At 62.1% G+C, this 22902-nt stretch carries 10 protein-coding genes; 6 read left to right on the top strand and 4 right to left on the bottom strand.

Features of this window, described 5'->3' with window-relative positions; all coding sequences use genetic code 11:
* The first annotated feature begins 6 nt into the window (after positions 1-6).
* From BV106_RS09550 to BV106_RS09560, 3 genes are all read left to right on the top strand, one after another.
* A complete protein-coding gene (locus BV106_RS09550) occupies positions 7-5088 on the top strand; it encodes a hypothetical protein (protein WP_038163842.1) in 5082 nt (1693 codons plus the stop codon).
* 79 nt (positions 5089-5167) lie between these two features.
* Positions 5168-10276 carry a hypothetical protein gene (locus tag BV106_RS09555; protein ID WP_038163844.1) on the top strand — a complete coding sequence of 1703 codons (5109 nt, stop codon included), beginning with the start codon at positions 5168-5170 and terminating at the stop codon, positions 10274-10276.
* A gap of 67 nt (positions 10277-10343) precedes the next feature.
* A complete protein-coding gene (locus tag BV106_RS09560; protein WP_038163846.1) occupies positions 10344-15464 on the top strand; it encodes a hypothetical protein in 5121 nt (1706 codons plus the stop codon).
* Between the two features lie 5 nt (positions 15465-15469).
* Here BV106_RS09560 and BV106_RS38245 read toward each other — a convergent pair whose 3' ends face one another.
* On the bottom strand, positions 15470-15703 hold the full coding sequence (locus BV106_RS38245; protein WP_265595492.1) for a hypothetical protein: 234 nt from the start codon (positions 15701-15703) through the stop codon (positions 15470-15472).
* A 62-nt stretch (positions 15704-15765) separates the two neighbouring features.
* Positions 15766-17541, bottom strand: coding sequence for an NAD(P)H-dependent oxidoreductase (locus BV106_RS09565; protein WP_051945522.1), 1776 nt, complete (start codon positions 17539-17541; stop codon positions 15766-15768).
* A gap of 508 nt (positions 17542-18049) precedes the next feature.
* On the opposite strand from BV106_RS09565, the gene BV106_RS09575 reads away from it, so the two are divergent.
* Positions 18050-19402 carry a Gfo/Idh/MocA family oxidoreductase gene (locus BV106_RS09575; protein ID WP_038163851.1) on the top strand — a complete coding sequence of 451 codons (1353 nt, stop codon included), beginning with the start codon at positions 18050-18052 and terminating at the stop codon, positions 19400-19402.
* A 305-nt stretch (positions 19403-19707) separates the two neighbouring features.
* Positions 19708-20397 carry a pseudouridine synthase gene (locus BV106_RS09580; protein WP_038163853.1) on the top strand — a complete coding sequence of 230 codons (690 nt, stop codon included), beginning with the start codon at positions 19708-19710 and terminating at the stop codon, positions 20395-20397.
* A gap of 338 nt (positions 20398-20735) precedes the next feature.
* Here BV106_RS09580 and BV106_RS09585 read toward each other — a convergent pair whose 3' ends face one another.
* Entirely contained in the window at positions 20736-21713 is a 978-nt protein-coding gene (locus tag BV106_RS09585; RefSeq protein WP_038163855.1) for a sugar phosphate isomerase/epimerase family protein, read from the bottom strand.
* A gap of 168 nt (positions 21714-21881) precedes the next feature.
* On the opposite strand from BV106_RS09585, the gene BV106_RS35335 reads away from it, so the two are divergent.
* Positions 21882-22442: a suppressor of fused domain protein gene (locus BV106_RS35335; RefSeq protein WP_265595493.1), complete on the top strand. Its 561-nt coding sequence runs from the start codon at positions 21882-21884 to the stop codon at positions 22440-22442.
* A 19-nt stretch (positions 22443-22461) separates the two neighbouring features.
* Here BV106_RS35335 and BV106_RS09595 read toward each other — a convergent pair.
* Positions 22462-22902 (bottom strand): hypothetical protein (locus BV106_RS09595; protein ID WP_265595494.1); only part of this gene is annotated, 441 nt, incomplete at its 5' end.

A 22902-nucleotide genomic window follows, 5' to 3' on the forward strand; every position in this document is an offset into this window, starting at 1 on the left:
TTCCTCATGCGTTGTCCCTCTCTGTTTTGGTCAATCAGTGCGATTCTCCCGGTCGCCACCCTCTCTGCGAAGGAGTTCACTCCCGCTGAGCTCCTTCAGCTCGCCCGGGACCGGGCGGAGCAAGGCGATCTTTCCAACGCCGACTCCACCCTCAGCGGTCTCCTCAATCATCGGCCCGGGGAACTGGCTCTGTGGGAGAAGGTCATTCGGATGCAAACCCAGTGGGGCTCCTTGGATGAAGCCTTCAAGTCTGCGCGTCTGTTGAACCTTCGGTCCCAGCTCGGAGGCGGCAGCGCCAAACCGCTGCCGTTGTTGATCGAGGTGGAGGGGCGGTTGGAGCGGGAGCTGGATGCACTGCTGAGTTTGACGTCATCGGAATCCGACTACCCGGCCGGGCTGGTGGAACGCCTGAAGCTGACGGTCACCTTCAACCCGGAGAAGTCGGCCAAGGTGGTGGAGCACCTTTTCACCCTCCTGCGGACGGGGGTTCCGGGCGATCCGAAGGCCGGGGACGCCGCGGCCGGGTTCCTGGTAAAACTGGGCGAAGTCCCGGAACTATGCGCCACTGTCTTGAGACTGGCCGAGGCGGCAACGCTGACCTCCCAGAGAGACTGGTGCGATGAGTATGCGGTGAAGATGATGGGCTCGCGTGCCTGGGATCGCCCCGGATGTCTGGCACAGTTTCTGGCCTGCTCACCCCTGACGGCCACGGTCGATCAATTTCTGGACCTGGAGCTTCCCCTGCGGTCTGAGGGGACGCTTCTGGGGGTGTTGGCGGCGGAGTTGCGCAACGATTACAACATCGCCTGGCGCAGGGAAGCGCTCCAGACCCTGAAGGCACAGACCCCACCTCGCTTTGGCGTAGGACTGCTGCTGCATTTGATTGAGGGCAGGGCGGATGGCGAGTCACTCCGTCAGTTTTTGCAAGCAAATCAGAAGGATCTGGCCGGCCTGACCGACCGGGCGGCAAGCAACCTGCTGGCGGTTTTGAGGTCGCGTCATGAGACGCTCTCCAGCCCCCTGGACCCTGGCTTGAAGGCTCTGCTCGCCCCACTGCTCGCGGCGGAGGACTGGCACCTGAACACTGTCCGGCTGGAGTGGAGGCAGGCGGCGCGGATCGAGGAAATGAAACTCACCCCTGCGGCAGCCCGCAGCCTGGCCCTGGCGACCGTCCGCCGGCTGCTGGTGCATGATCCGGCGCTGGCCCGGGATTACTTGACCGATGCCGCGAGGTTGATGCGTGACAGCGATGGGCTCAACGAGTTGCTCATCGAGACTGCCCGTGAGCCGGAGTTGCTCGCGACGGTGCTCAAGCTGGCGGGGGGCACCCGTCTGGCCCTGGATCCCGGGTGGGAGCGGCGTTTTCTGATACTGGCGTGGACCAACGAGACTCTGGTGAGGCAGCCGGAGCGGCTCGCCATGGTGCTGGAGGCCACGGGGCTCCTGGGAAGTCCCCAGGAGGTGTTGCGCTGGTGGGAGGAGGGGAAGGGGGCGGAGAAGGGGTTCCTCGCCACAGTGATCAAGGATGTTTCCAACAAGTCCCGGCGATCGACCGCTCTCGTTGCCGCATTGGAAAAGCGGCCGGAAGCGACCTTTGGCCGTGATATGGTGATGGCTTTCCTGAAACCCAACGTGAAGGAGCAGTTGCTGCTGGCTGCCCGGAAACACCGGGTGGCGCTTGAGGACCTTCCGGCGGATCTCAAGGCGCGAATGGCGTCATTTCTGACGCGCTGGGTGGGCAGCGAGGTGCTGCTTGCCAATGCGGTGCCCGGCTTTGCCGAGGTACTGAAGGTGAGTCTCACAGACCGCACGACGGAGGTGCTCGCAGAACTCGCCCGGCTGGGGGAGGTCAGCCGAGGCGAAGACCTCTATCCCCGCGCAGCGGCCGAGCTTGCCCTGGTGAACGCTGCCAGCGGCCACCCGTCAGAAGAGATGACAGGGCTGGCCCGGATCCTGGCGGACGCCATGATGATCGACCCTGGCGAGGCGGGACGTGTGTTCAGGTATGTTTCCTCGATGGTGCATGCGGCGGACCGCTCTGCGGCAGAGCGCACGGCCGACAAGCGGCTCGGGGTGTTCGGTCTCTGGCTCATGGCGGCCATGGATCATCGAAAGCTGCATCCGCTGGTGCAGGAGGAGCTGGGCAAGATCGTGATGCAGCGTGCGGACTACTTTTGGGTCGAGAAGGCGGAAAAGCGTTTGCTGCCCCCCGCTGATTTCACGGAGGCCACCCGGCTGGTCGCCCGTCTGGAGAGGGCTGGCGTCCTGGCACCAGGAGACGAGTATCAACCGCTGAATCTGGCCCGTTACTGCACCCTGCTGGAAACCCTCTCGCGAAGACTGGTGGAAGTGCCGCTTCCGGTGCGTCGCGAAACCTTGAAACTGCTTGAGACACGGCCCGAGCGGGGCTTTGGCACCGTGGTGACCATCGCCTTCCTCCAGCCGACCTGGCAGGATGCCGATCCGGGGCTGGCGGCGGTCCGCCCCGTGCTCGACTACCGGCCAGACGAGGAGAGCCTGGCCCTGCGGCGGGCGCTCGTAAAGTTGTTTCCTGAGATCGAGGGGAGTGCGGAAGCCCTGTCCGGGAATGGCACCGTGGCGATGCTCGAGAAGCTTCACAAAAAGGTGACGGCACGTGAGGCCCAGTTGAGTCGCGAGCCTGACAAGACGCCGGTGGTTGCATCGACCCAGACCGGGCGGGATGAGACCATGGCGGAAATGTCCCGACTGATGAGCAGGGGAGAGGTGAGCGGTGTGCGTCAGTTGTTTCAAGGACTGATCAACAGCGCTGGGCCGGCGCAGAAGACGCCTCCAGGCGAGATGGTGGTCTGGCTCTGTCGGGAACGCCGGCGTCAACGATTGCTGGAGCGCTGCTTTGAAAACCCGCTTCCCCCCGATGTGGCTGGAATCCTGTTGGGCAGTGCGGCTCTGGATGAGAGCGGGCAGTTGGGGCTGGTGGGAACTTTGCTGGCAGACGATGTGGCACCAGCCCTGGAGCTTGCCTGGGTGGAGGCAGCGGGACTGGTCCAACCTGCGGTGGCGGCGGAAGAGGTGCTGGCGGCTTTCGCGCGAGGCATGAACGGGGCACCGTCTTATGTGGCGGTGCCTTCCCTGTCGCGGTGGCTGGCGGCCCTGCCTGCCCCGGCACGGAAAGAGGTGCTGGTCTGGGCGGCACAGGTGCCCCCCGACAAACCGTGGAAGGAACTGGCGATTGAGCTGCAGCGAGCGGCGGTGTTTGTCAGGACTTTGAAAAGCAAGCCTGCGGAATCAGAGCTGGCGGCCGCCTTGGAGCACTATGCCCGGTGCGTCCAGGATGAGGCCGTGCCCTACCGCATACGGCTGGATCTTGCGGTGCATCTCTGCCGTTTCGATGCGGCGGCTTTGCCTCCCGCAATGGTGATGACCGCAGCAGGGCTGGCGCTCCAGTCGTGGAAGAACGGAGATCTAAATGACGACGAGGGAATGGTCGCGGTGTTTGAGGCGTTCTCACACCTGCCTGAAGACGAAGCCTGGCGGCGCCTCGCCAGGGGGATCATTGAACGCAGGGATCAGTTGATTGCCGAGGTGGGCAAGGGACAGAAATGGGGCAGTCCGACCGCAAATCGCGTGGTGCTGGCCTTGTTGGCAAGGTTGAAAGACATGCCGGCCTTGCTGGCGTTAACCGACGACCGGGAAGGGATGACGGAGGACCGTCAGTTCGAGGTGGCAGTGCTCGCCCGCTATCAAGAACCCAGGCTCGCGGCCCGGGTGATGCGACGTGACTGGAAGTACCTGGCGGGGGAACCGGCTGTCAGGTTCGTGCCGCCAACGTGGAGTTTGCGCTGTCCGGAGCGGGAGGCCGCCGCGCTTTCGGCATTGTTCGCCCAAGATGTGCCTGACCTTGCCCTGCTCGGCAGGGCATTTTTGCTGCGATCGGCCCGCCCGGTCCCAGGGCTTGCGGGCGCCGACGAGGTCGGCTGGCGTGCGGCTGCCATGAAACTTGCCGCTGATATCGCCGCCACCCCACGCTCCGGCCGGGGCTTGCGGCCTCGGGTCAACCGGTTCCTGGTCGGGTTACACCCTGAAACCCTGATTCCACTGGCGGACAATCTGGCGGCCGATGCGGCGGAGGAGGCCTGGCAGGTGGGCGCAAGCATCTCGGAATTCGACTATGCGGACCGGGTCAAAGTCATCGCCACGCAGGACGCGATCCGGGTGTTGGATGGTGATTTGGATGTCATGTCCGCGCAGATGAAACGTCTGGGGGCCATCATTTCTTCGACAACGAACTACGGTGCCCGCGAGGCGATGGACACGCAGGCAGTCTATCTCATGCAGCTGGTGACGACGGTGGCGGGCAATGCCCACAGGCTGACGTTGAAGCAGCGTGGTGAATGGATGATCAAGCTGGATCGAATGTTGCAGGGATTGGGCCACACAGCGGATGGGATCAGGATGTCGCATGCCTTACGTGGCACCTCCTGGATCGTGGATCGTTGGATGGAGGCCCAGGGCCTTCGGGATCCCCAGCCGTGGGTCATTGAGGATCTGAGCGGAGGACGTACCGCATCCCTTAGAGCGGGCTTGAACGTCTTGGCGGAACTTGCCGCAGAGAGCCCCGGGGAGCGGACCAGGGAGTTGCGTGGCCGGCTCGCCATCGCCGTGGCTACGACGTCGGAGTTGTATCTTCCTGCCGGTGAGCGATGGAAGAACCTCTGCGACTTGATCCTTCCGAGCGGGATTGTGACGGAAGAGGAATTGGTGGCAATCAGTCCGGAGTTGCTTGTCGCTCTGCGACACAGTGGGAAGGCTGCCTTGGAACTCGCGGCCGTAGCCAACGAGCACGGGAATACAGAGATGGCGGCCCGCTTGCTGGAGATGGGATTGGGCGATCCTCAGATTTTCAACGAAGACACCTTGCCCATTGGGCACTTTGACGCTGGCGAGCGGGCCGCCACTCGAAGGGCGCTGATCATTCGCCGGGCATCGCTGTTGATTGCCATGAATCAAGGGGAAGGGGCCCGACAGGTGCTCGCCATGTTGGCAGCGTCTCCACAGGACAAGGGGGTGTCCCGCCTGAGTCAGTTGGCGTCGGAAAGGGGGCGGTAAATTTTTTTCAGTTTTTTTCCAAGAAGAAGTTTGTGCGGATCGGTTGCTGCGTCTGGTGTTGGCGTGGTAAAAATTAGAAATGTCCGCCAAATATCTGATTTTGTGCAGCCTTTTGGGGCTTGGAGCGCCCTTGCTCCCGGCCAAGACACCCGCAGAAGAACTTGTGGAGGTCGAGGAACGGTACGCCCAGGATAAGCCGGAGTGGGCGGATTCCATTGTTCGCGAGATCCTCGGCAATCATGATGCTGGGATTGAATGGTGGAAGAAGGCGATAGAGGCGCAGGTGAAGGCCGGCCGCGTGGTGGACGCTGCCAACAACGCGGAGGTCGTGATGCTGCGGTGCAAAGGATCAGCCCTGCAGGCGGAGGGCAAGGCGATCTATGAGGGCGTGCTGCGGCAGATGGAGGCGGAACTCGACCGATTTCTGGCCTTCAAGTCATGGGGGGATGTTGACAAGGGTGCTCGCTGGTTTCGAGGTGAGCTTGCGAAGCTGATGCGCCGCATGGTGCGGGTAAATCCGGCCAAGACCAGAAAGGCGCTGGCACTGGCAGCAACGCTGGTGCAACAGAGTCCCGAAGAGGTGGCGAGAAAACAGAGCAACCGGCCGCGAGGGAGCTACAGCGATTTCCTGGCCCAGCTGGGGAATACGCCCGAACTTGCAGACGATGTGTTCCGTTTGGCAGACAAGGATGGGCTGATACGCGACAGGACCTGGGTATCGAGTTACGAGAGCTTCATGTCCAGCCAGGAGTGCTGGAGGGATGCATCACACGTGAGGGCAGTGTTCTCGTCGACTCCTTTCGTGGCGGAAGCCAAGGATTTCAGAGATTTCTTCCTTGGTGACAGCACTCTGATTGGGATGCTGATCAACCGCCTGAAGTGGTCTGATGATCGTGAACTCAAAGGTAGCGTCCTTCGTGACCTGGCAGCCCGAAAGCCCCGTGCGTTTGGTGCGGAGCTTGTAGAAACGATGCTGGTCGAAGACAGTCAGGGCACGTTGATGAAGGAATTCCTGGCGCGGAGGAAGCAGGATCTGTCCCTGTTGAGCCCTCAATCGGCGGCCGTGGTGGTGGCGTTGATTGCTTCGAAGTTCAATCAGATTGCTGTACCCGTCCCTCTCTCGCCCGAATGGGCAGACCGCATGAAACCTCTGCTGGAAGCTGAGTCCAAGTACCTGGAGGAGGTGATGACCCCGTGGCGGAAGGAGGCTGTGTCCGAGGTCATAAACCGGGGTTATGAGACCGCCCTGGATGAGGCGTCGTGGATTTTCCGGAGAACAGCATGCCGGGATCAGGAGAAGGCCGTGTTGTTTCTCGAACAGGCTGTCAAGCTGGCAGGAGCCCATGAGGCAGCATTTGGTGATCAGTTTTCCGCGGCCCTCATGCGCAAGGCCAATTCAATTCCTGAAACTCTGGCCCGCGTGATGAAGATCGCAGAAAGGGAAGGCCTTGGGGCGGGTGGTGGAGGGCGATCAGGCATGGTGTCTGCTGAGTTGAACCTCGATGAAGTGATGCGGGATCCGCAGCGGCTGGTGGCCTATCTCGACGCGGCGGGTCTGCTGGGAGACGTGAAAAAGTTTACGGCGGCGTGGCGGCCTGATGAACCGTTCGAGCACGGGGTGGTGAAGCGGCTGGCGACCAAGCTTCCCGGACGCAAGGACGCTGCAGATGGGGTGTGCAAGCTGCTGGCACAGCGGCAGCCACGCACCTTTGGCACGGAGGTGGTGCTCATGCTGTTGACGCCCGCGGGCGATTTGGGGCTGCCGCAAGTGTTGCGTGACTACCAGGGTGAGATCTCGGCACTGCCGGCTGACTTGCAGGAGGAAATGGCCCGCTTTGGCATGGCACTCTGTCGCGATCTGGGCGGCCTCGCTCAAGCCCTGCCTAATTCAGAAGCGGCTTTGAAGGCCCGTCAGGCGGAGGTCCAGTCAGCGGCGACTCAAGACGTAGAGAAGATTCTGAACGCGACGGACCCGAAAAAGTACTTCGCCCAGATCGCTGGAGGGTATCCTTATATGAGGCTGCTAACGAGCGCTCCGTCTGAGGAAATGGTGCAAATGACAAGGTCGCTCGCGATCGTTGCCGAGTTCGATGCAAAGAAAGCGGGTGCAGCCCTCAAGAAGTACACCGAGATGCTGGCTGCTGCCGATCCCATGCGGGTGGAGCCGGATCAACGGATCAACTTCAGTTCGACTGGGCCATGGCTGGCCGCCTGTCTGGGGAATCCCAGGCTCTTGCGTTGGGTGAACGAAGCTGTCCTCACGATCAGTCGGGTGGAGAACTACTATTGGAACAAATGCGTAGAAGACTCGCTTTTTCCTGACCGTGCATTCGCGAGCCTTCGAACCACGGTGCAGCTCTTGAAGAATCACGAGCTGCTGGTAGCTGCAACTGACTTTGCCCCAATGGTGTGGGGGCGACGCCGGAGCACGTTGCAGATGGTCGTCACGAAGCTGCGCAACCAGCCTCCTGCGCTCAAAGACGAACTGGTGAAGCACTTGCAATCCCGAGGCACGTTGAACTTTGGTGAAACGGTGATCGTGGCTGCCTGCCTGCCCAATTGGAAAAGCGGGACGGATCTCCTCCGATCCAAAGAGTCTGAGATGGCCTTGCTGTCCCCTCCGGTCCGCGAGATGGTGCAGGAGTTGCTTGGAGCTTCCAGTGCTGGAGGAGGGCCCGGAGGGGCGCCACCAACAACAACTTCCACGGGAGGTGGGAGCAGCGGACCTCCAGCGGGATGGCCGGGATCTGGTTCTGCTGAAGAAACGGTGTCGGCAGAGGGAGTGGAAAAATACCTGGGCTCGGGCGACCTGGCGGGTGCGGCTAAGGAGCTCGACACATTGTTGGCAGGGGCATCACCGGGGCCGGTGCAGGAGCCGCATCTTGTGGCGACCTTTAATACGAATGCTTCAGGTGCGCCGAAAAAGATCGAAGCCCTTTTGAAACAACCTGGGAATGTCCGGACCGCCGGATTGCTCCTGGCCAGACTTCAGGCAGATCATGATGGGACTCTGGGTGTCCCTGGTCCGACGACGATCTCCTTGATGGCGGCTGCTCTGGAAGGGGCGTGGATGAGGTCTGGCGGACTCGTCGAACCGGTGGCGGCCACCAAGGGCGTCTTGTCTGACTTCACAGTGGCCCTGAAAGAAGGGCAGGGCGAGCTGCCCTCCACCGTGTATCTGGAGTTCCTGAAGCGGCTGCCAGACCATAGCCGTCAGGCAGTGCTGGCATGGGCGGAGAAAACGGACGCGGGCTCGCCGCAGCACGCCCAGGCACAAGCCATGGTGGCAGCCTGGTCGCTGAAGGAGGGCGCATCTGGCAGGAAGCGATCAGGCGGCACGGGCCAATGGGAGCGCATCTCCCAATTCGTGAACAACCCCGCGGCTTCCGCCCGGGCACGTTTTGGCGTGGCAGCGTACTGGTGTCGCGAGGCTCCGGAAGCAGTTCCCGCAACGGTGGTGGTGCCTGCCGCCAGGCTCGGGCTGCAATTCTGGGCCCGGGATGAGTACTTTCATGAACCCGACCTGTCTGGCGTTTTGATCCGCTTCGGCGCAGCAGAGGGTGGGAAGGAATGGGACGACGTGGCCGGGCAGTTCCAGTCGGAGTGGGAGCGGCGCACCTTCGCCATGAAGAACGGGCGCAGCCGCAGCAACAACATGGATGCCATTCATGCCTCGATCTCCATCCTGGCCCGGATGGGAAGGGAAACGGACTTGGACTTGATGTTTGAGACCTACAAGTACTCGGTGGCGGAGGATCTGTGGCCTGTGGCGTTGATGGTGCAGCAGGGGATGATCGAGGCGGCCGCGTCCAGGCTCAGGGGAAACTGGGCAGTCCTGACGGGAGTGCCGCTTGGATCCGCGAAAACACCGCTGCTGCCGATGCCTTCACCCGAACGGGTGGCTGCATTCGTCAAGGCCTTTGGTCCGGGAGAAAAGGAGCTGGCCCTGCTGGCAGAGCAGGTCCTTTTGTCCGGTGGCGTGGTGCGGCAGGTTGACCGGAGCGAGATTTTTTCCGGCGAAGGTGAACAGCGCATGGAGAACCTTGCACAGCGGGCGGCTGAGATGCCGGTGACAGACCGCAAGCTGCGCCGGGTGTTGCATGCTCGCATCGTGCAGGCATCACCCAAGTGTCTCAGTATATTGGCGGCGCATATCAAGGAGGATGTCAGCGATGCCGTTCTCAATCTGGAGAGCTATGGACCGAGCCGGGCTGGCGTGTGGCCGGTGGAAGTCATGGCGATGGATGCTGCGCTCAAGGTGCTGGCCCGCGATGACACTGCCGTCTCGGAGAACCTCCAACTGGTCAAGGACGCCATCCGTCGGAAGCCGTCTTTGGGGAGTGCGACAAGGGAGATTGCCATGGGAGCCTATCTGCTGAGGGTGATGGAGTGTGTGGCGCATGAGGTTCCCAACCTTGCGAAAGAACGAAGGAAGGCACTGTTTGAGCCCATTCTGCTGGAACTGAAGCGGGCGGAAAACATCACCCCGGGCTCGGGATTGCACGGAGCCCACTGGCTGGTGATGTGGTGGATGGAGGGGACAGGTCAGGAGGTGGTGGGTCTGCCCTCAGTGCGCTCAACCTTCCGCTCTCAAGCTGATCTTCTGGGCCGCGTCAGGCTCATCATGCAGCGGATGGTGGGCAAAGGTGATTCCCGCTTGCCGCAACCTGACCGGATCAAGCTCATGATGGCGGCCATGAACCGGCCAGAATTCCAGGCAGACGTGACTCCTCAAGGCAATGTGTCGCCTGCCTTGGAGAGTCTCTACTTTTTGCTCAGTCCGGAGGAGATACTGCAGTTTGGAAGTGAGCTTTCTGCAGGATGCAAGACAGGTGGTCGCAAGACTTATGAGATGGCGATGATTGCCATGAGCCAGGGGAAGGATGACACGGCCCTGGCTTTGCTGAAGCTTGCGGAAAACGAAGTCAATGTGGGGCCCAATGGCGAGTTCCGGTATGCACCACGATCCGCCATGCGCAAGCCTCCGCCGTTCTTCTCACCTCCCCGGCCGGGTACGAAGATTGGCTGGTCCACCGAGTGGGTCTATGAAGAGCAGGTGGTGGCTTTGCTGCGGCTCCACCGCAACGAAGATGCTGCAGCCGCGCTGAACACGGTGGCTGATGCGCCATTCCTGACCCCCATGAAAGCTGGGCTTGCCAAGATCGTGGCGGACCGGGCCAAGCCGTAGCTTCAGGTCTGACGTGAACGGTGCTCATGCATTGCGTGTTCCGGTTTGCCTGTGGTAAAACCGGGACATGCGATTTTTCACATGCTTCCTGAGCACCTGGTTGCTGGCTGCGGCACTGAGCGCGGCTGAGACACCTGAGGCCGATTTGCAAAAGGCCCAGGAGCAGATCGCCGCTGGGAAACCGCAGGAGGCGGCGCGTACTCTGGACCAGCTGATGGAACGCAAGGACCTGGAGGATGCGATTCGGGAGCGGGTGATCCGGGTGCAATTGGAAGGCCATCTTTTGGACGATGCCGCCAGGAACGCGGAAAGGCTGGTGAAGCGCTCCGGCCAGTCGCCGCCCAAACTCGCGCATCAGAAACTTCTGGAAGAGGTGATGGCGGGTCACATCAAGGAGATGGATCGAATCCTCGCCCTGAAGACATGGGCGGATGTGGGACAGAGCGAGTATGACTTCAACACCGGCCTGCCCAAGGTGATGCGCCGCGCTGTGAGGGTGGACCGGGGCAAAACGGAGGCGGTGCTCAAGCACGCTTATGCCCTGCTGAAACAGAGCCCGGAAGAACAGAACGCCATCCAGGCTGGCAGTGGGGATGGCCCGGCAAACCAGTACCTGATGAAGATGGGATGTGTGCCCCAGCTCATGCGCCAGGTGCTTGATCTGGCCGATGCTTCAGGGATCTCACGCGTGCCAGACTGGACCTCCATGTACATCGCCCAGATGCAGGGAGAGCAGGAGATGAGAGACCCCGCGCATGCACTCAGCATCCTTCAGGGAACTCCCGTTGTGGCGGAAGTGGGTGAGTTCAGAGACATCGCCTTGCGGGGATCTTCGTGGGAAACGGCGTTGGGCGAGATCGCCTCCTGGTTCCGCTGGGACCAGTACAGTGACCTGAAGAAGCAGGTGCTGACTGATCTGGCCTCCCGCCAGCCCCGCACCTTTGGCTCGGAGCTCACGGAATGCCTCATCGGTGATGAGGACGACAACCGGATGATGACGGCCTTCCTCAAACGGCGTCGTGAAGACCTGGGCCGGTTGACGGATGAGGGTGCGAGCAATCTGCTCGCGCTGCTGGGTACGAGGTATTACGCCATCACGTCCCCGGCACCGCTTGATCCGGCGTTAAAAGAGCTGCTGAATCCTCTCCTTGAAGCAGAGAACTGGCATCTGGACTCTGTCCGGTTCACCTGGCAGAAGTTGAAGGGGTTCGATGAACTCAAGCTGGATCCGCATTCTGCGGCATTGGAGGCACATCACATCTTCCGTCGGCTGGCGGTCCGGGATCGCGGTCTGGCCCAGCAGTTTCTTGAGGACGGGTTGCGGCTCTTCCGGACCTTGCCGGGCAAGGATGGCGAGAACGGGGCCAAGGCATTGCTGCAGGAGGCGGCAGAAGAGCCTGAGATGCTGGAGGCGGTGCTCAAGCTCGCTGCACGCGAAGGCTTCACCCAGCAGGGAGACTGGCTGTCCACCACCTTGTTCCGGGCCTGGCGTCCGGGGGATCATGTGGATCAGCCGCAGCGCCTGATCACGTTTCTGGAGGCGGCCGGCACCTTGGGGAATGCCAGTGACTTTACCCGGTACTGGCGTGTTGATGAGCCGCATGACAAAGGTTTTGTGAAACGCATCCTGAGCACCTTCGCTGGCCGCCCCAGTGCGGGGAAAGTCTTCCTTCCCGTGTTGATGGCCCGCCAGCCCCGCACGTTCGGGGCGGATGTACTGCAAGCGTTGCTCAATCCGGTGTATGAGCGGAACCTGACCCAAGTGGTGGCACAATACCGGACGGAGCTGGAAGCGCTGCCTGCGGATCGTCAGGCGGAGTTGGCCCGCTTTCTGTCTCTCTGGGTTCGAGACCTGGATGCTCTGGCTCTGGCGGTTCCCGGACTCGCGACCGGGCTGAAGCTGCATCAGTCAGAGAAGGCTGAATCGGCACAGAGCCTGGTGGATCGCATCCTCAATGCCGCGCAGATGAAGGAGCTCTTTGAGGGCGCTTCGCCCCACGACATGGAGATGCGCTCTGGTACAGGGTTGCCATCGGGCCGTTCCGGGGCCGTCATGACGAGGGCTGCAGAAGCCATCGCTGCCGTTCACACGAAGGATCCCAAGCGGGCTGGGGAAGCATTCCAGAAGCTGACCCAACTGGTCGAGAGCAGCGACAACATGAGCCTGCCTGCCACCATGAGACTTCAAAGCGGCTCTGTGGGCGCCTGGCTGCTGGTCGCGGCGGACCACCCGCAACTCCTGCCGTGGGTGGTGCAAACCGCGACCCGGATCTCTGCCAATCCCGAGTTCATCTGGCTGCAGCGGGTGGAGGAGCGAATGTTTCCGGTGGCAGGTTTCCTCGATCCCAAGGTCGCCGTGCGGTTGCTGGAGAAGTACCAGCTGCTGGTGCAGGTTGACCAGTTTTCCCCGCTGGTCTTTGCCCCGGGGCGACATCAGGCGGAGATGGTGGTGAGGCGCATTCGCGCCCTTTCCCCGGAGGCCCGTGCGGCATTTGCTGTTGAACTTCAGAAGCGCCAGCCCGCCACGTTCGGTGCCGACTTCTTCGCCTCGTTGTGCCAGAATGACCTCCAGAAGGCCGCTGGGGTGCTGAATGCCAGATCGGCGGATATCGAGCGTGCGGATGGCGGCAGGAAGCAGATGCTGCTGCTTTCCCTGAACAGCGTCTTCCCCGGACTGCTCAAGGAAAAATTTGAGATGCCGCGCGAAGGGGCGCTGGGGCTGCTCCTGAAGCACGAGGATGAGCTGGAACTGAAGTATCTGGAGGCGTTTCGTGCTCGCACCGCGCCGGGTTCGATGTTGCAACCACTGAGGGGAGTCTCCTCTGTGACTGGCAGGGAGCTCCGCAGGCTGCTCGATGCTGGAGACCGGGCGACGGCGGAGACCTTCTTCGAAACGTCGGTGACGAGTGGATCCTCCCCGTCCCGGACCGAGCCTCATCGCATGGCCGTGTTCGTGCTCAATCCGGTGATGGCATCCACCCGGGTGCAGACGTTGTTGCGCGACGGGCGCGCCCGGATGGCGGGGTTTGTGTGGCAGCGGCTGCAGGCCGATGCCACTGGGCAGCTTGGGGTTCCAGGTCCCTTCATGGCCTTGCTGGCGGCGGACGGACTGCACGACTCCTGGCTGGATGCCGGGGGATGGGCCGATGCGGCGGGGGCGGCGCGCAGCATGCTGGCGGAGTTTGCCTCCGGATTGAAGGATGCGCCGCCAGTGGCGGTGGCTCCGGTGTTGGATAGTTTCCTGAAGCTGGTGCCTGAGCCCTCCCGGAAGGAGATCCTGGCCTGGGCACTCGCGGACCCGGGGACAGGACCAGAGGGCGCGCTGATCCGCGAACTCGCGGTGGCGGGTGCCTTCCAAGAGGCCCTCCAGAAGGGCGACAAGGCGGGCATCGAGCGTGGGTGGGCGCACTATGCAGGCAAGCTGGCGGATGCCCCCCGGCTGCAACTCGGCCTGTCCATCTACTGGTGCCAGCAGGCTGCTCCTGCACAGGTGCCTTCCTCGCTGGTCCTCCCCGCCACACGGACGGCAGTGGAGTGCTGGAAGCGGGGACACTATCTGCCAGTGGCAGAGTTTGCCGTGATGTTTGAGTCCTTTGCCACCACACCGGACGACGCCGGTTGGGAGGCCGTGGCGAAGGAATTCGCCGGGGAGTGGAAGACTCACGCGCGGAATGCCGCGAAGGGCCGGATCACTTCCATCCAGCCGGATTCAGTACACGCCACGCTGGGCATTCTGGCTAGGCTTGGGGACACAGAGGCTTTGGACTTGTGTGAGCAGGCGAACAAATCTCCCTACGGCCAGGAATCCTGGCCCGTGGCTGTGCTGGCGGCACGGGGACAACCAGCGCGTGCTGCGGCACTGCTGAGTGCCGGGTGGTCGCGCATCGCGGCCTTCAACCTCCAGCCCGTACGCGAGGTCCCGGCCAGCCCGCTGCCGGACAAGGACGTTATGACCGCCTTCGCCAAGGCGTTTCAGCCGGATCAAGGTGATCTGGCTCTGTTGGGTGAGTACGCGTTGCTTCAAGACTCGCGACCGCGACGTCGGGACGGGCAGGACGCTGCGGCGTTAAAGCAGTGGGAGAACCTGATGGCGGATTTCGCAGATCGTGTCGCCAGGACTCCGGTGCAGGATGCTGCCGTGCGCAGATCTCTGCACGCCTTAATCCTAAGAACCAACCCGGGGCAGCTCTCGCGTTTGGCAACGTTGATCGCCGGGCAGGCTGAGCTGGCCGTGCCAGGACTGGAGAAGTATCAGCCGGACAATGCGGAGGCATGGCCGGTCGAGGTGCTGGCCCTGCATGCCGCGGCCCGGCTGCTTGGGGGTGCGGAGACGTCTGTTGTTTCCAAGGACCTGCAACACATCAATGACATGCTGCGCGGATCCAGTGCTTCTTCGAGCGCCTCGTCCCGGAGTCGGGCCTCCATGTCCTATCTGATGCGACTGGTGGAGGTTTTGGCCCCCGCCTGGCCTGATTTATCCAGCGAGCGTCGGAACGCCCTAATGTCGATGGTCGGGGAGAGTCTGCCCACTTCGTCTTCCGCGATCTCCTCCACGGAGCTTGAGTCGTTGAAGTGGCTGGTAGACACCTGGAGGGAGGCGTCCGGGCAACCTCCACTACAGACGGCCGCCAAACCGTCCACTGGACGGTTTGCGACGCCCACGCTGACCCGGCTGAAGGAACTGGTGGCCCAAATGGGGGCGGAGGGGAAGTCCCGTCTCCCGCTGGACTTCCGGTTGAAGTGGACGCTTACGGTGCTCAATCGGCCTGAGATGCAGGTCGAGTTCTCCCAGCCATCGTCGTCATTGTCGGCGGTGCTCGCTTCGCTCTCCCTGCTCAGTGCGGAGGAGGCGGTGGCATCTGCAGGTCAACTGGTTGACGGCTTGAACCAAGGCGGTCGCACCGGCTATGATCTAGCTGCCATGGCGTTCGCGACGGCAGGGGCGCAGAAGGCGGTGGAGATGATGGAACTGGCCGGACGTGAAGCACCGCCTCGTGCCGGCTCCACTGCGAACCCGGTAGTGCCAGCCGGGGAGGCGCTGTTTTTGCGCAAGGCAACGCTCCTGATCAAGGTGGGGCGCTCTCAAGAGGCGCTGACCTTGCTGAACGGAGTGTCCGATGCCTCCTCGGTGCCGGGCAAGAAGGGGCTCGTCAATCTGGCCACAAAGGCATCGACCGCGCCCCCGTGAACATCCTATGAGGGGCTGTTACCGCTTGGCCCGCTGCCAGTGGGGAAGCCGCTGCCAGGAGTGAGCACTTCACCCGGCTTCGGTTCGCCTGAGGGTTCCGTGGGTATGGCGGGCTTGGTCTCGCCGGGCTCAGGCAGCACTTTATTCGGCTGGGGCACCTCGGGAGGAGTTGGGGGTTTGCATTGGCAGAGGGTCAAGGCGGCGGCAAGAGCCAGCACGGGGAGATAAAGGCGTTTCATGAGGGCAGACGGGGGTTCTACCAGAGATCGGCCTACCAAGCAGGATTGGTTCCCTCTGCCCGTCAGCCCAACAAGGGGGCCAGCACAAACCACAGCATGAAAGCCAGGGCGCGGAACATCAACCCATCGATACGACCGGAATGTGGGCGTGCCAGATAGTCCAGCAGACCGCGTGAGAGCCAGCCAGCGTGCAAGACCAGGGGCAGCGTGAACCACCAGCCGCTGAACGGGATCAGGGCGAGATGCAGCAGGGTGGCGGTCACGGTCAGGGCCAGGGCGATCTTGGTCAGCGTGCGGCGGCCGAGACGGACGGCAAGTGTGTCCTTGCCCACGGCGACATCGGCCTCCAGGTCAGGCAGGCCTGCCAGCAGGATGGCCGGCAGCACGCCGAAGAACAGAGGGGCGGAAAGAGCCCAGGGGAACAGGTTAGTCATCGAACCCGCCTGCGAGGCGTAGCCGATGAGGAGCACGATCACGCTGTGGGTGAGGGCCACGGTGATCTCGCCCAGCCCTCGCGAAGCCAGCCGGAGGGGAGGGGCGCTGTAGCCGATCCCCAGGCCGAGAGCCAGCCCCAGCAGCAGCGCGAGTGGGCCACCCTGAGCCGGGCCGGCAAAACAGAGCGCGGTCATGGTCGCGAGCAGCACGCCGAGCGCGAGATTGCGCCCCCGCAACAGTCGCGGGATACTCATGCGGCCTTCCACCAGCACCCGGGAGCCGCCAGTGAAGGGCCCATGGTGTTTGTTCCTCGAATCCGTCGGCAGGTCGTGCCACTCGTTCGTCAGCACCGAGATGAACTGGGCCATCGCCACCCCCAGCAGGGCCAGGAGCAGCGCTCCCCAGTGGAGAGGGGCGGCGGTGAGCTTCGTGGCGGTCAGCGCACCGAGCACGACTGCAAGAGCGGGGAAGAGCTGAAATTGAAATCGGGCAATATCCTTCCACGCCAGCAGACCAGGCCGCCATCCGGTGCGGTGCCAGGCTTCTGCATCACGACTGCAGTGGGCCGCTTCATCCAGCCAGCGGGAACGGGTCGCAGGGGTGCTGCCCCGGACGGGGCCCATCAGAATGGTGCGAGTCCGCTTGATGCCACAGAAGCCGAGGGTGGCATCCCGTACGGCCCGCACGGCCGGAGCCCCCAGCAGGGTGCGAAAGAGCCACTGCGGGGTGTCCATGGTGATCAGCAAGTCGGCCGTACGTCCTCCCAGCAGGCCATCCCAGCCTCCTTCCTCCCGCTCGCGGAAGGCAAATTCCGGTCGGAACACACGATCTAGGAATCCTTTGAGCAAGGCGGGGACGGAACCCCACCAGACGGGAAAAACGAAGACCAGGTGATCCGCGTTGCGGATTTCCTCCTGCGCGGCCTCCAAGTCCGGCTCGAGGTCCTGACCCCGCTCATTGGGGTCAAAGTTCAGTTCATGGAGACGCAGCAGCTTGACCGGATGCCCCGCTGCCAGAGCTGCGTCCGCGTAAGCTTCCGCCAGCCCCTCGCAGAGGCTGCCATCCCGTGGGTGTCCACAAATCACCGCCATGCGCATCTTTTCCACTGCGGGTGGAAAAGCCAGCGGCTCAGCGGTGGCAAAAAGCAGGTTGGGCTCGGAGAATTCCAGAGGCGGTTCTGGGGCCAGAGGGGTATTGAATGGCGTGGGCAGTTCCTCCTGCGCTACCTCCTCCTCATCATCGAGTGTGAAGATGCTGCTCTTCAACATCTCCTCCTCAGGGGCGACGCCAAGCGATGCCTCACCCACCTCCGCAGCAATAGCTGCGGCTTCAGCTTCATCGGCTCCCGCCAAACGGGGGATGCGGATTTTGATTGGTGGGCTGTCGTCAGTCGCCTCGCTCATGCCTGGAAAGTTATTCTTCGAGGCTTGGGCCAGTATCGACTCTTATGAACTCCTCCGGGGAATCCAACGGCTTGTTGAGCTCCTCCAAGGGCCAGTCGTCTTTTTCAATGTCAATCATGGCAATCCTCCTTCTGTCATTGAGACATCGGCCCTGGCAAAAGTGCTGGATGGGGATTGAATAGTTTTTGTTAATTAGTTATTAACCGTTCAGTATCAATTCGTCTCAATAGCTGAGCGTTTGCCTGAAAGCAGCCGACCATCATCCGTACTCCGATCTGGATCGGCCACCCGCCGCCTAGGCTGGCTGCCGCAGGCTTCGCCAGCATTTTCGCGGAAGTCAGAACTATTTGCGTATCACTCGGCGAAAGCTGGACATTCCACCTGATGCATCAGTCGGGGCGTGGTGCCGTCGGCTTGACGGCTGCACTTTCCCGTGAAGACCCTCCACTCAGATACCGTAGTAAGTCATTCAAGCACAGGCGGTCCACTGCCTGCCTCTCCACTTCACATGAACACCTCTTCTCACGCTACCGCTCAGGCCCGCACGTCCCGGCGGCATTTCCTTCAGACCAGCGCTGCCGCTTTGTTGGGAGCCCCGTTTGTCACCAGTGGCCTGCGTGCTGCCTCACCGAATGGCAAACTGCGCCACGCCGCCTTTGGTGCCAGCGGCATGTCTTACGCGGACATCAGTTCTTTGGCCAAGCATCCGAAGTGGGAGCTCGTGGCGGTGTGTGATGTGGACACGTCCAAGTTTGACCGCATCAAGAAAGAGTTTCCCAACGCCCGCCTGTACCAGGACTGGCGTGAGCTGTTGGCCAAGGAAGACGGCCAGATCGACAGTGTGAACGTTTCGGTGCCCGACCACATGCATGGGCCGATGATCCTGCCATGCATTGCCAAGGGGCTGCACGTGTATGGCCAGAAGCCACTCACCCAGAACTTGCATGAGTGTCGCCTGGTCACGGAGCAGGCCCGCGCCAAAGGTATCATGACCCAGATGGGTATTCAGGTTTCCTCCGGCTTCACTGAGCGCCTGGCCGTGCAGATGATCCAGGATGGCGCGATCGGGAAGGTGAAGGAGGTGCACACCTTCTCGAACAAGAAGTGGGGCGACATGGCTCCGGTGCCGCCGAATGCTGACCCGATCCCTGAAGGCTTCGACTGGGACAAGTGGCTGGGCGTGGCGGCGGACCGCCCGTTCATCAAAGGCTACTATCACCCCGGCAACTGGCGTAAGCGCCGTGACTTCGGCACCGGCACTCTGGGTGACATGGGCTGCCACATGTTCAGCGGCTGGTATCGTGCGCTGAACCTGACCATGCCTCTCAGTGTGACCTCCACGGGCACCCCTCCTCCGAATGCCACCAACTGGGCGACCGATGGCAAGGTGGAGTATGTGTACCCCGGCACGGACTTCACGGCGGACAAGACGGTGAAAGTGACCTGGTACGATGGTGATCAAATGCCGCCCACCGAGGTGCAACAGGCCATCGAAGGCAAGTGGCCAGGCCAGGGCAGCATCTACATCGGCACGGATGGTGTGCTGCTCTCCGCCCATGGCAGCACCCCAACTTTGCACGCCAAGGAGAAGTTCAAAGGCTACAAGTATCCCCGTCTCGAGCCCCGGGATCACTGGGGTGAGTTCGTGGATTGCGCCATCGCCGGTGGCAGCAAGAAGCCGAGTGCGAACTTTGACTACTCCGGTCCGATGACGGAAGCCGTGCTGCTGGGCTGCCTGGCTTCCATCTTCCCGAACAAGACGCTGGAGTGGGATGCCGCTTCCCAGACCTTCAAGAACTCGCCTGAAGCGACCGCGTTCGTGAAGCGCAGCTATCGTGCGGGTTGGGAATTGCCGGCGTAGCAGGTGTTTGCGGAGGGGGCTTTCTACTAGAGAGCTCCCTCCATCAGCCTTTCACGGTGAAGGAGCGGCGGTTTGTGCTTGCACAACCGCCGGACATGACCGGAGAGAGCACACTTTCAAGTTCGGCGGGCAGCGACAAACCGCACGGCACGGTCAGTCTTGCCGGGGCTAAAATGCTCCGCTTCCCTTCGGCGGTTGTGCCAGCGCAAACCGCCGCTCCTTGGGAGGGTGCAGGCGCGTTGGGGAGATTTCCCCGAGGCCAATTCCCGCATTGCGATGACTCCAGGCCCGCTTCATAGGGGAGTATGCCTTCTCATCCAAGACTTGACCAGTTGCTCGCTTCACTCGGCTATGGCACCCGCCGTGAGGTCCGCAACATGGTGGACCGCGGGCTCGTCAAGGTGGATGGGGTGGTGGCCGAAGATTTTGACGCCCGCGTGGACCCGACCAAGGTGACCGTGAAAGGGGAGCCGCTGGACGCGCCCTTTGGATTGGTGGCAGTGTTTCACAAGCCAGTAGGCTATGTCTGCAGCCACGCCAGCGATGAAGGTCCCACCATCTATGACCTGCTGCCCAAGCGCTGGCCTTTTCGTAATCCCACGGTGACCAGTGTGGGTCGGTTGGACAAGGACACGAGCGGCATCCTGTTGCTGACGGACCAAGGGAAACTGGTTCAGAAGTGGACCTCGCCGAAGTCAGAGATGGACAAGGTGTATGAAGTCACCGTGGACCGCCCGCTGGAGGCGAGTCTGATCGAAGTGTTCGCCGCTGGCACGCTGATGCTGGAGAGCGAGAACAAACCATGCCTGCCGGCGACGCTGGAGATTGTAGATGCCCTGCATGCCAAACTAACTCTACAGGAGGGGCGCTATCATCAGGTGCGCCGCATGTTCGCCAGCCAGGGCTGGCATGTGGAGGCTCTGCACCGGTCGCGCTTTGGTGAGTATGAGCTGGAGGGCTTGGAGGTGGGGCAGTGGCGGGTGCTGCCGGTTTGAGCCGGTGCGTCAGTGCGTCAGTGCGTCAGTGCGTCAGTGCGTCAGTGCGTCAGTGCGTCAGTGCGTCAGTGCGTCAGTGCGTCAGTGCGTCAGTGCGTCAGTGCGTCAGTGCGTCAGTTGGGGTTCGAGGTAATTTTGAGTGTTGGTGAGGTGCGATCCTGACCGCGTAAACGCGGAACTCCAACCCTACTGTTGGACCGGAGAGGGTTGGAGTTCCGCATTTATGCGGTGAAGCTCTTCAGAGAACCTGTGGGATGCGTAAGCCGAAGGATGTCCTTGAATCCAAGGACATCCATCACCTTGACCCCTGACGCACCGACGTACTGACGCACTGGCTACTAAGCGAGCGCGGAGCGCAGCTCCTTGAGCACTTCCAGCGTCTGCTTGATGCCGTCCATCTCGCTGGCTTTCACGCCTTCGTGCTCGATGCCGATGTAGCCGTTGTATCCGGCGCCGATCACGATCTTGAGGATGCGCTCAAAGTCGAGCGTCAGCTCGCGGCCTTCGCGGCGGTCTTCGGTGTAGTACTTTCCTGCACCGGTGTTCCAGTCATAGGCCTTGGCGCTGACGGCCTGCTTCACCCAGGGCATGAATTCGCGCATGCCTTGGTAGGGGTTGTAGAGTTCGCCCGTTTCGCGGTTGGTGTAGAAGTTGCCGAAGTCGGGCAGGACGCCCACGCGCGGGTGGTTGACGGCCTTCATCACGCCAGTGAGCCATTTGCCATTGGAGGAGGTGCCGCCGTGGTTCTCCACCACGACAAAGAGGCCGCGCTTGTCGCCTTCCACGCAGAGGGCGTGCAGGCCGTCGGCGGCCAGTTTCAGTTGCTCTTCAGCGGGCAGCTTGGGATTGCTGGCGGCATTGACGCGGATGCTGTGGCAGCCCAGAAAGACGGCGGCATCCAGCCACTTGAGGTGGTTTTCCACCGTCAGCTTGCGTTTGGCGTCATCGGGGTCGCCCAGATTGCCCTCGCGGTCACACATGATGAGCAGGCCCTTCACGCCTTCGCCCTCCTGGCGCTTCTTCATCTCGCCCAGGTAGGCCTGATCCTTGGCCTTGTCGAAGAACATCTGGTTCACGTACTCCACGCCGTCGATGCCGAAGCTGCGGGCCACTTTGACGAAGTCCAGGTGGTCCAGAGGCTCTTCACCGCCGCGCTTGAGGATGCGCTTGTTCAGGGACCATTCGGCGAGCGAGATCTTGAAGGGCTCCTTCTTGCCGTCAGCGGCACGTACGGCGGGGGTGGCGGCCCAGGCGGCGGCGGAAGCCGTGGCGAGTTTCAGAAAGGAGCGGCGGGAGGGTGAGGGAGAGTTCATCATGGGGCGACACGGTTGGTCGTGCGACAGGCATTCAATGCCAGCCGCGCGGCGGTTGCAAGCTTCTCGCTCCGTCAGTCGGGCCCTGTTCAGAGCAAGGCAATCAAATTTCTGTGTCCAGAGCGCGGGAGATCCGCTTGAATGCACCTCCCGTTTTCTGCGGGATCCGCCATGGCCAAGCCTCCTCATAAATCCTACCTCGATTTCCTCCGCAAATCCTTTGGCCGGTACGACGTGGTTCTGAAGCATGACTGTCCGCGCGGGGGCAGGGAGGTTTCGGTGTATGTGTTTCGCAACTGTCCGGAACCCGGCATGATCACGGGGGTGACGTACGGATTGAGTCTGGAACCGGCACCCGGCGGCGACCCGGGGCATTCCCGGCCGGAGCTCATCATCTCGGTGGAATCCACCGACACGATGTGGGCGTGGAATGCGGCGTTCTTTGCGGCGGAGTATCGGGGGCTGCGGACCTTTTCGACCGGGGAGATGTACTTTGCCGATGAACCGCTGGCGGGTGACACGCTGATGGAAGGCCTGCTGGTCTATGCGCCGACGATACTGCCAGGGGAAAAGGCGTGGGTGAAAACGCCCACCGGCGTGATCCAGTTCATGCAGATGTACCCGATTTTCCGGAGTGAACTCGTGGTCTATGAGCGCTACGGTCTGCCGGCGCTGTGGAATCACCCGGGGTTCGAGATCTACAATCCCAAGCGCGAACCGGTGGTGATCTGACTGTCAGTCAGACTTCAGCTCACGGTGTGGGCCGCAGGGTTCCCCGGGCACCGTAGTAGATGGGGAGCTCCAGATCGCTCGCATCATCCGACCGTTGGACCTGGGCCAGACCGGGATTCTGCTGGCAGGCGGCATCCCAGTCTTGAAGGGAGGCCTCCCAAAGGGTGCCCGGCTCCAGGCCATCCGGTGCTACGAGTTTGCGATCTCGGAGGTGATCCAGATAAAGGAGCGCCTTTTGCGTCGGTTGGTCCGGGCCTGAGGCGAGCTCGATTACGAAGGACCGGAGCACCGTGGCATACGGCGTCTCGTGGGGAGCGATGGCCTTCGAAGCCTGTACAATCTTGAACCGACGGTTCGAGGCGGTGATGTTGCCGCCGTCAGGCAAAGCTGGTGCCCCAGCCTCCCCGGTAAAGGTCAGCCGGTCCAGATGCAACGGTGGCCAGGCCTCTGCGGGCAAGAG

It is taken from the genome of Verrucomicrobium sp. BvORR106 (assembly GCF_000739655.1).
Lineage (GTDB): Bacteria > Verrucomicrobiota > Verrucomicrobiia > Verrucomicrobiales > Verrucomicrobiaceae > Verrucomicrobium.

Excerpts from the sequence above, each read along its gene's own strand:
- BV106_RS09550 (WP_038163842.1), top strand. The coding sequence starts at position 7 with ATGCGTTGTCCCTCTCTGTTTTGGTCAATCAGTGCGATTCTCCCGGTC.
- BV106_RS09555 (WP_038163844.1), top strand. The coding sequence starts at position 5,168 with ATGTCCGCCAAATATCTGATTTTGTGCAGCCTTTTGGGGCTTGGAGCG.
- BV106_RS09560 (WP_038163846.1), top strand. The coding sequence starts at position 10,344 with ATGCGATTTTTCACATGCTTCCTGAGCACCTGGTTGCTGGCTGCGGCA.
- BV106_RS38245 (WP_265595492.1), bottom strand. The coding sequence starts at position 15,703 with ATGAAACGCCTTTATCTCCCCGTGCTGGCTCTTGCCGCCGCCTTGACC.
- BV106_RS09565 (WP_051945522.1), bottom strand. The coding sequence starts at position 17,541 with ATGAGCGAGGCGACTGACGACAGCCCACCAATCAAAATCCGCATCCCC.
- BV106_RS09575 (WP_038163851.1), top strand. The coding sequence starts at position 18,050 with ATGAACACCTCTTCTCACGCTACCGCTCAGGCCCGCACGTCCCGGCGG.
- BV106_RS09580 (WP_038163853.1), top strand. The coding sequence starts at position 19,708 with ATGCCTTCTCATCCAAGACTTGACCAGTTGCTCGCTTCACTCGGCTAT.
- BV106_RS09585 (WP_038163855.1), bottom strand. The coding sequence starts at position 21,713 with ATGATGAACTCTCCCTCACCCTCCCGCCGCTCCTTTCTGAAACTCGCC.
- BV106_RS35335 (WP_265595493.1), top strand. The coding sequence starts at position 21,882 with ATGGCCAAGCCTCCTCATAAATCCTACCTCGATTTCCTCCGCAAATCC.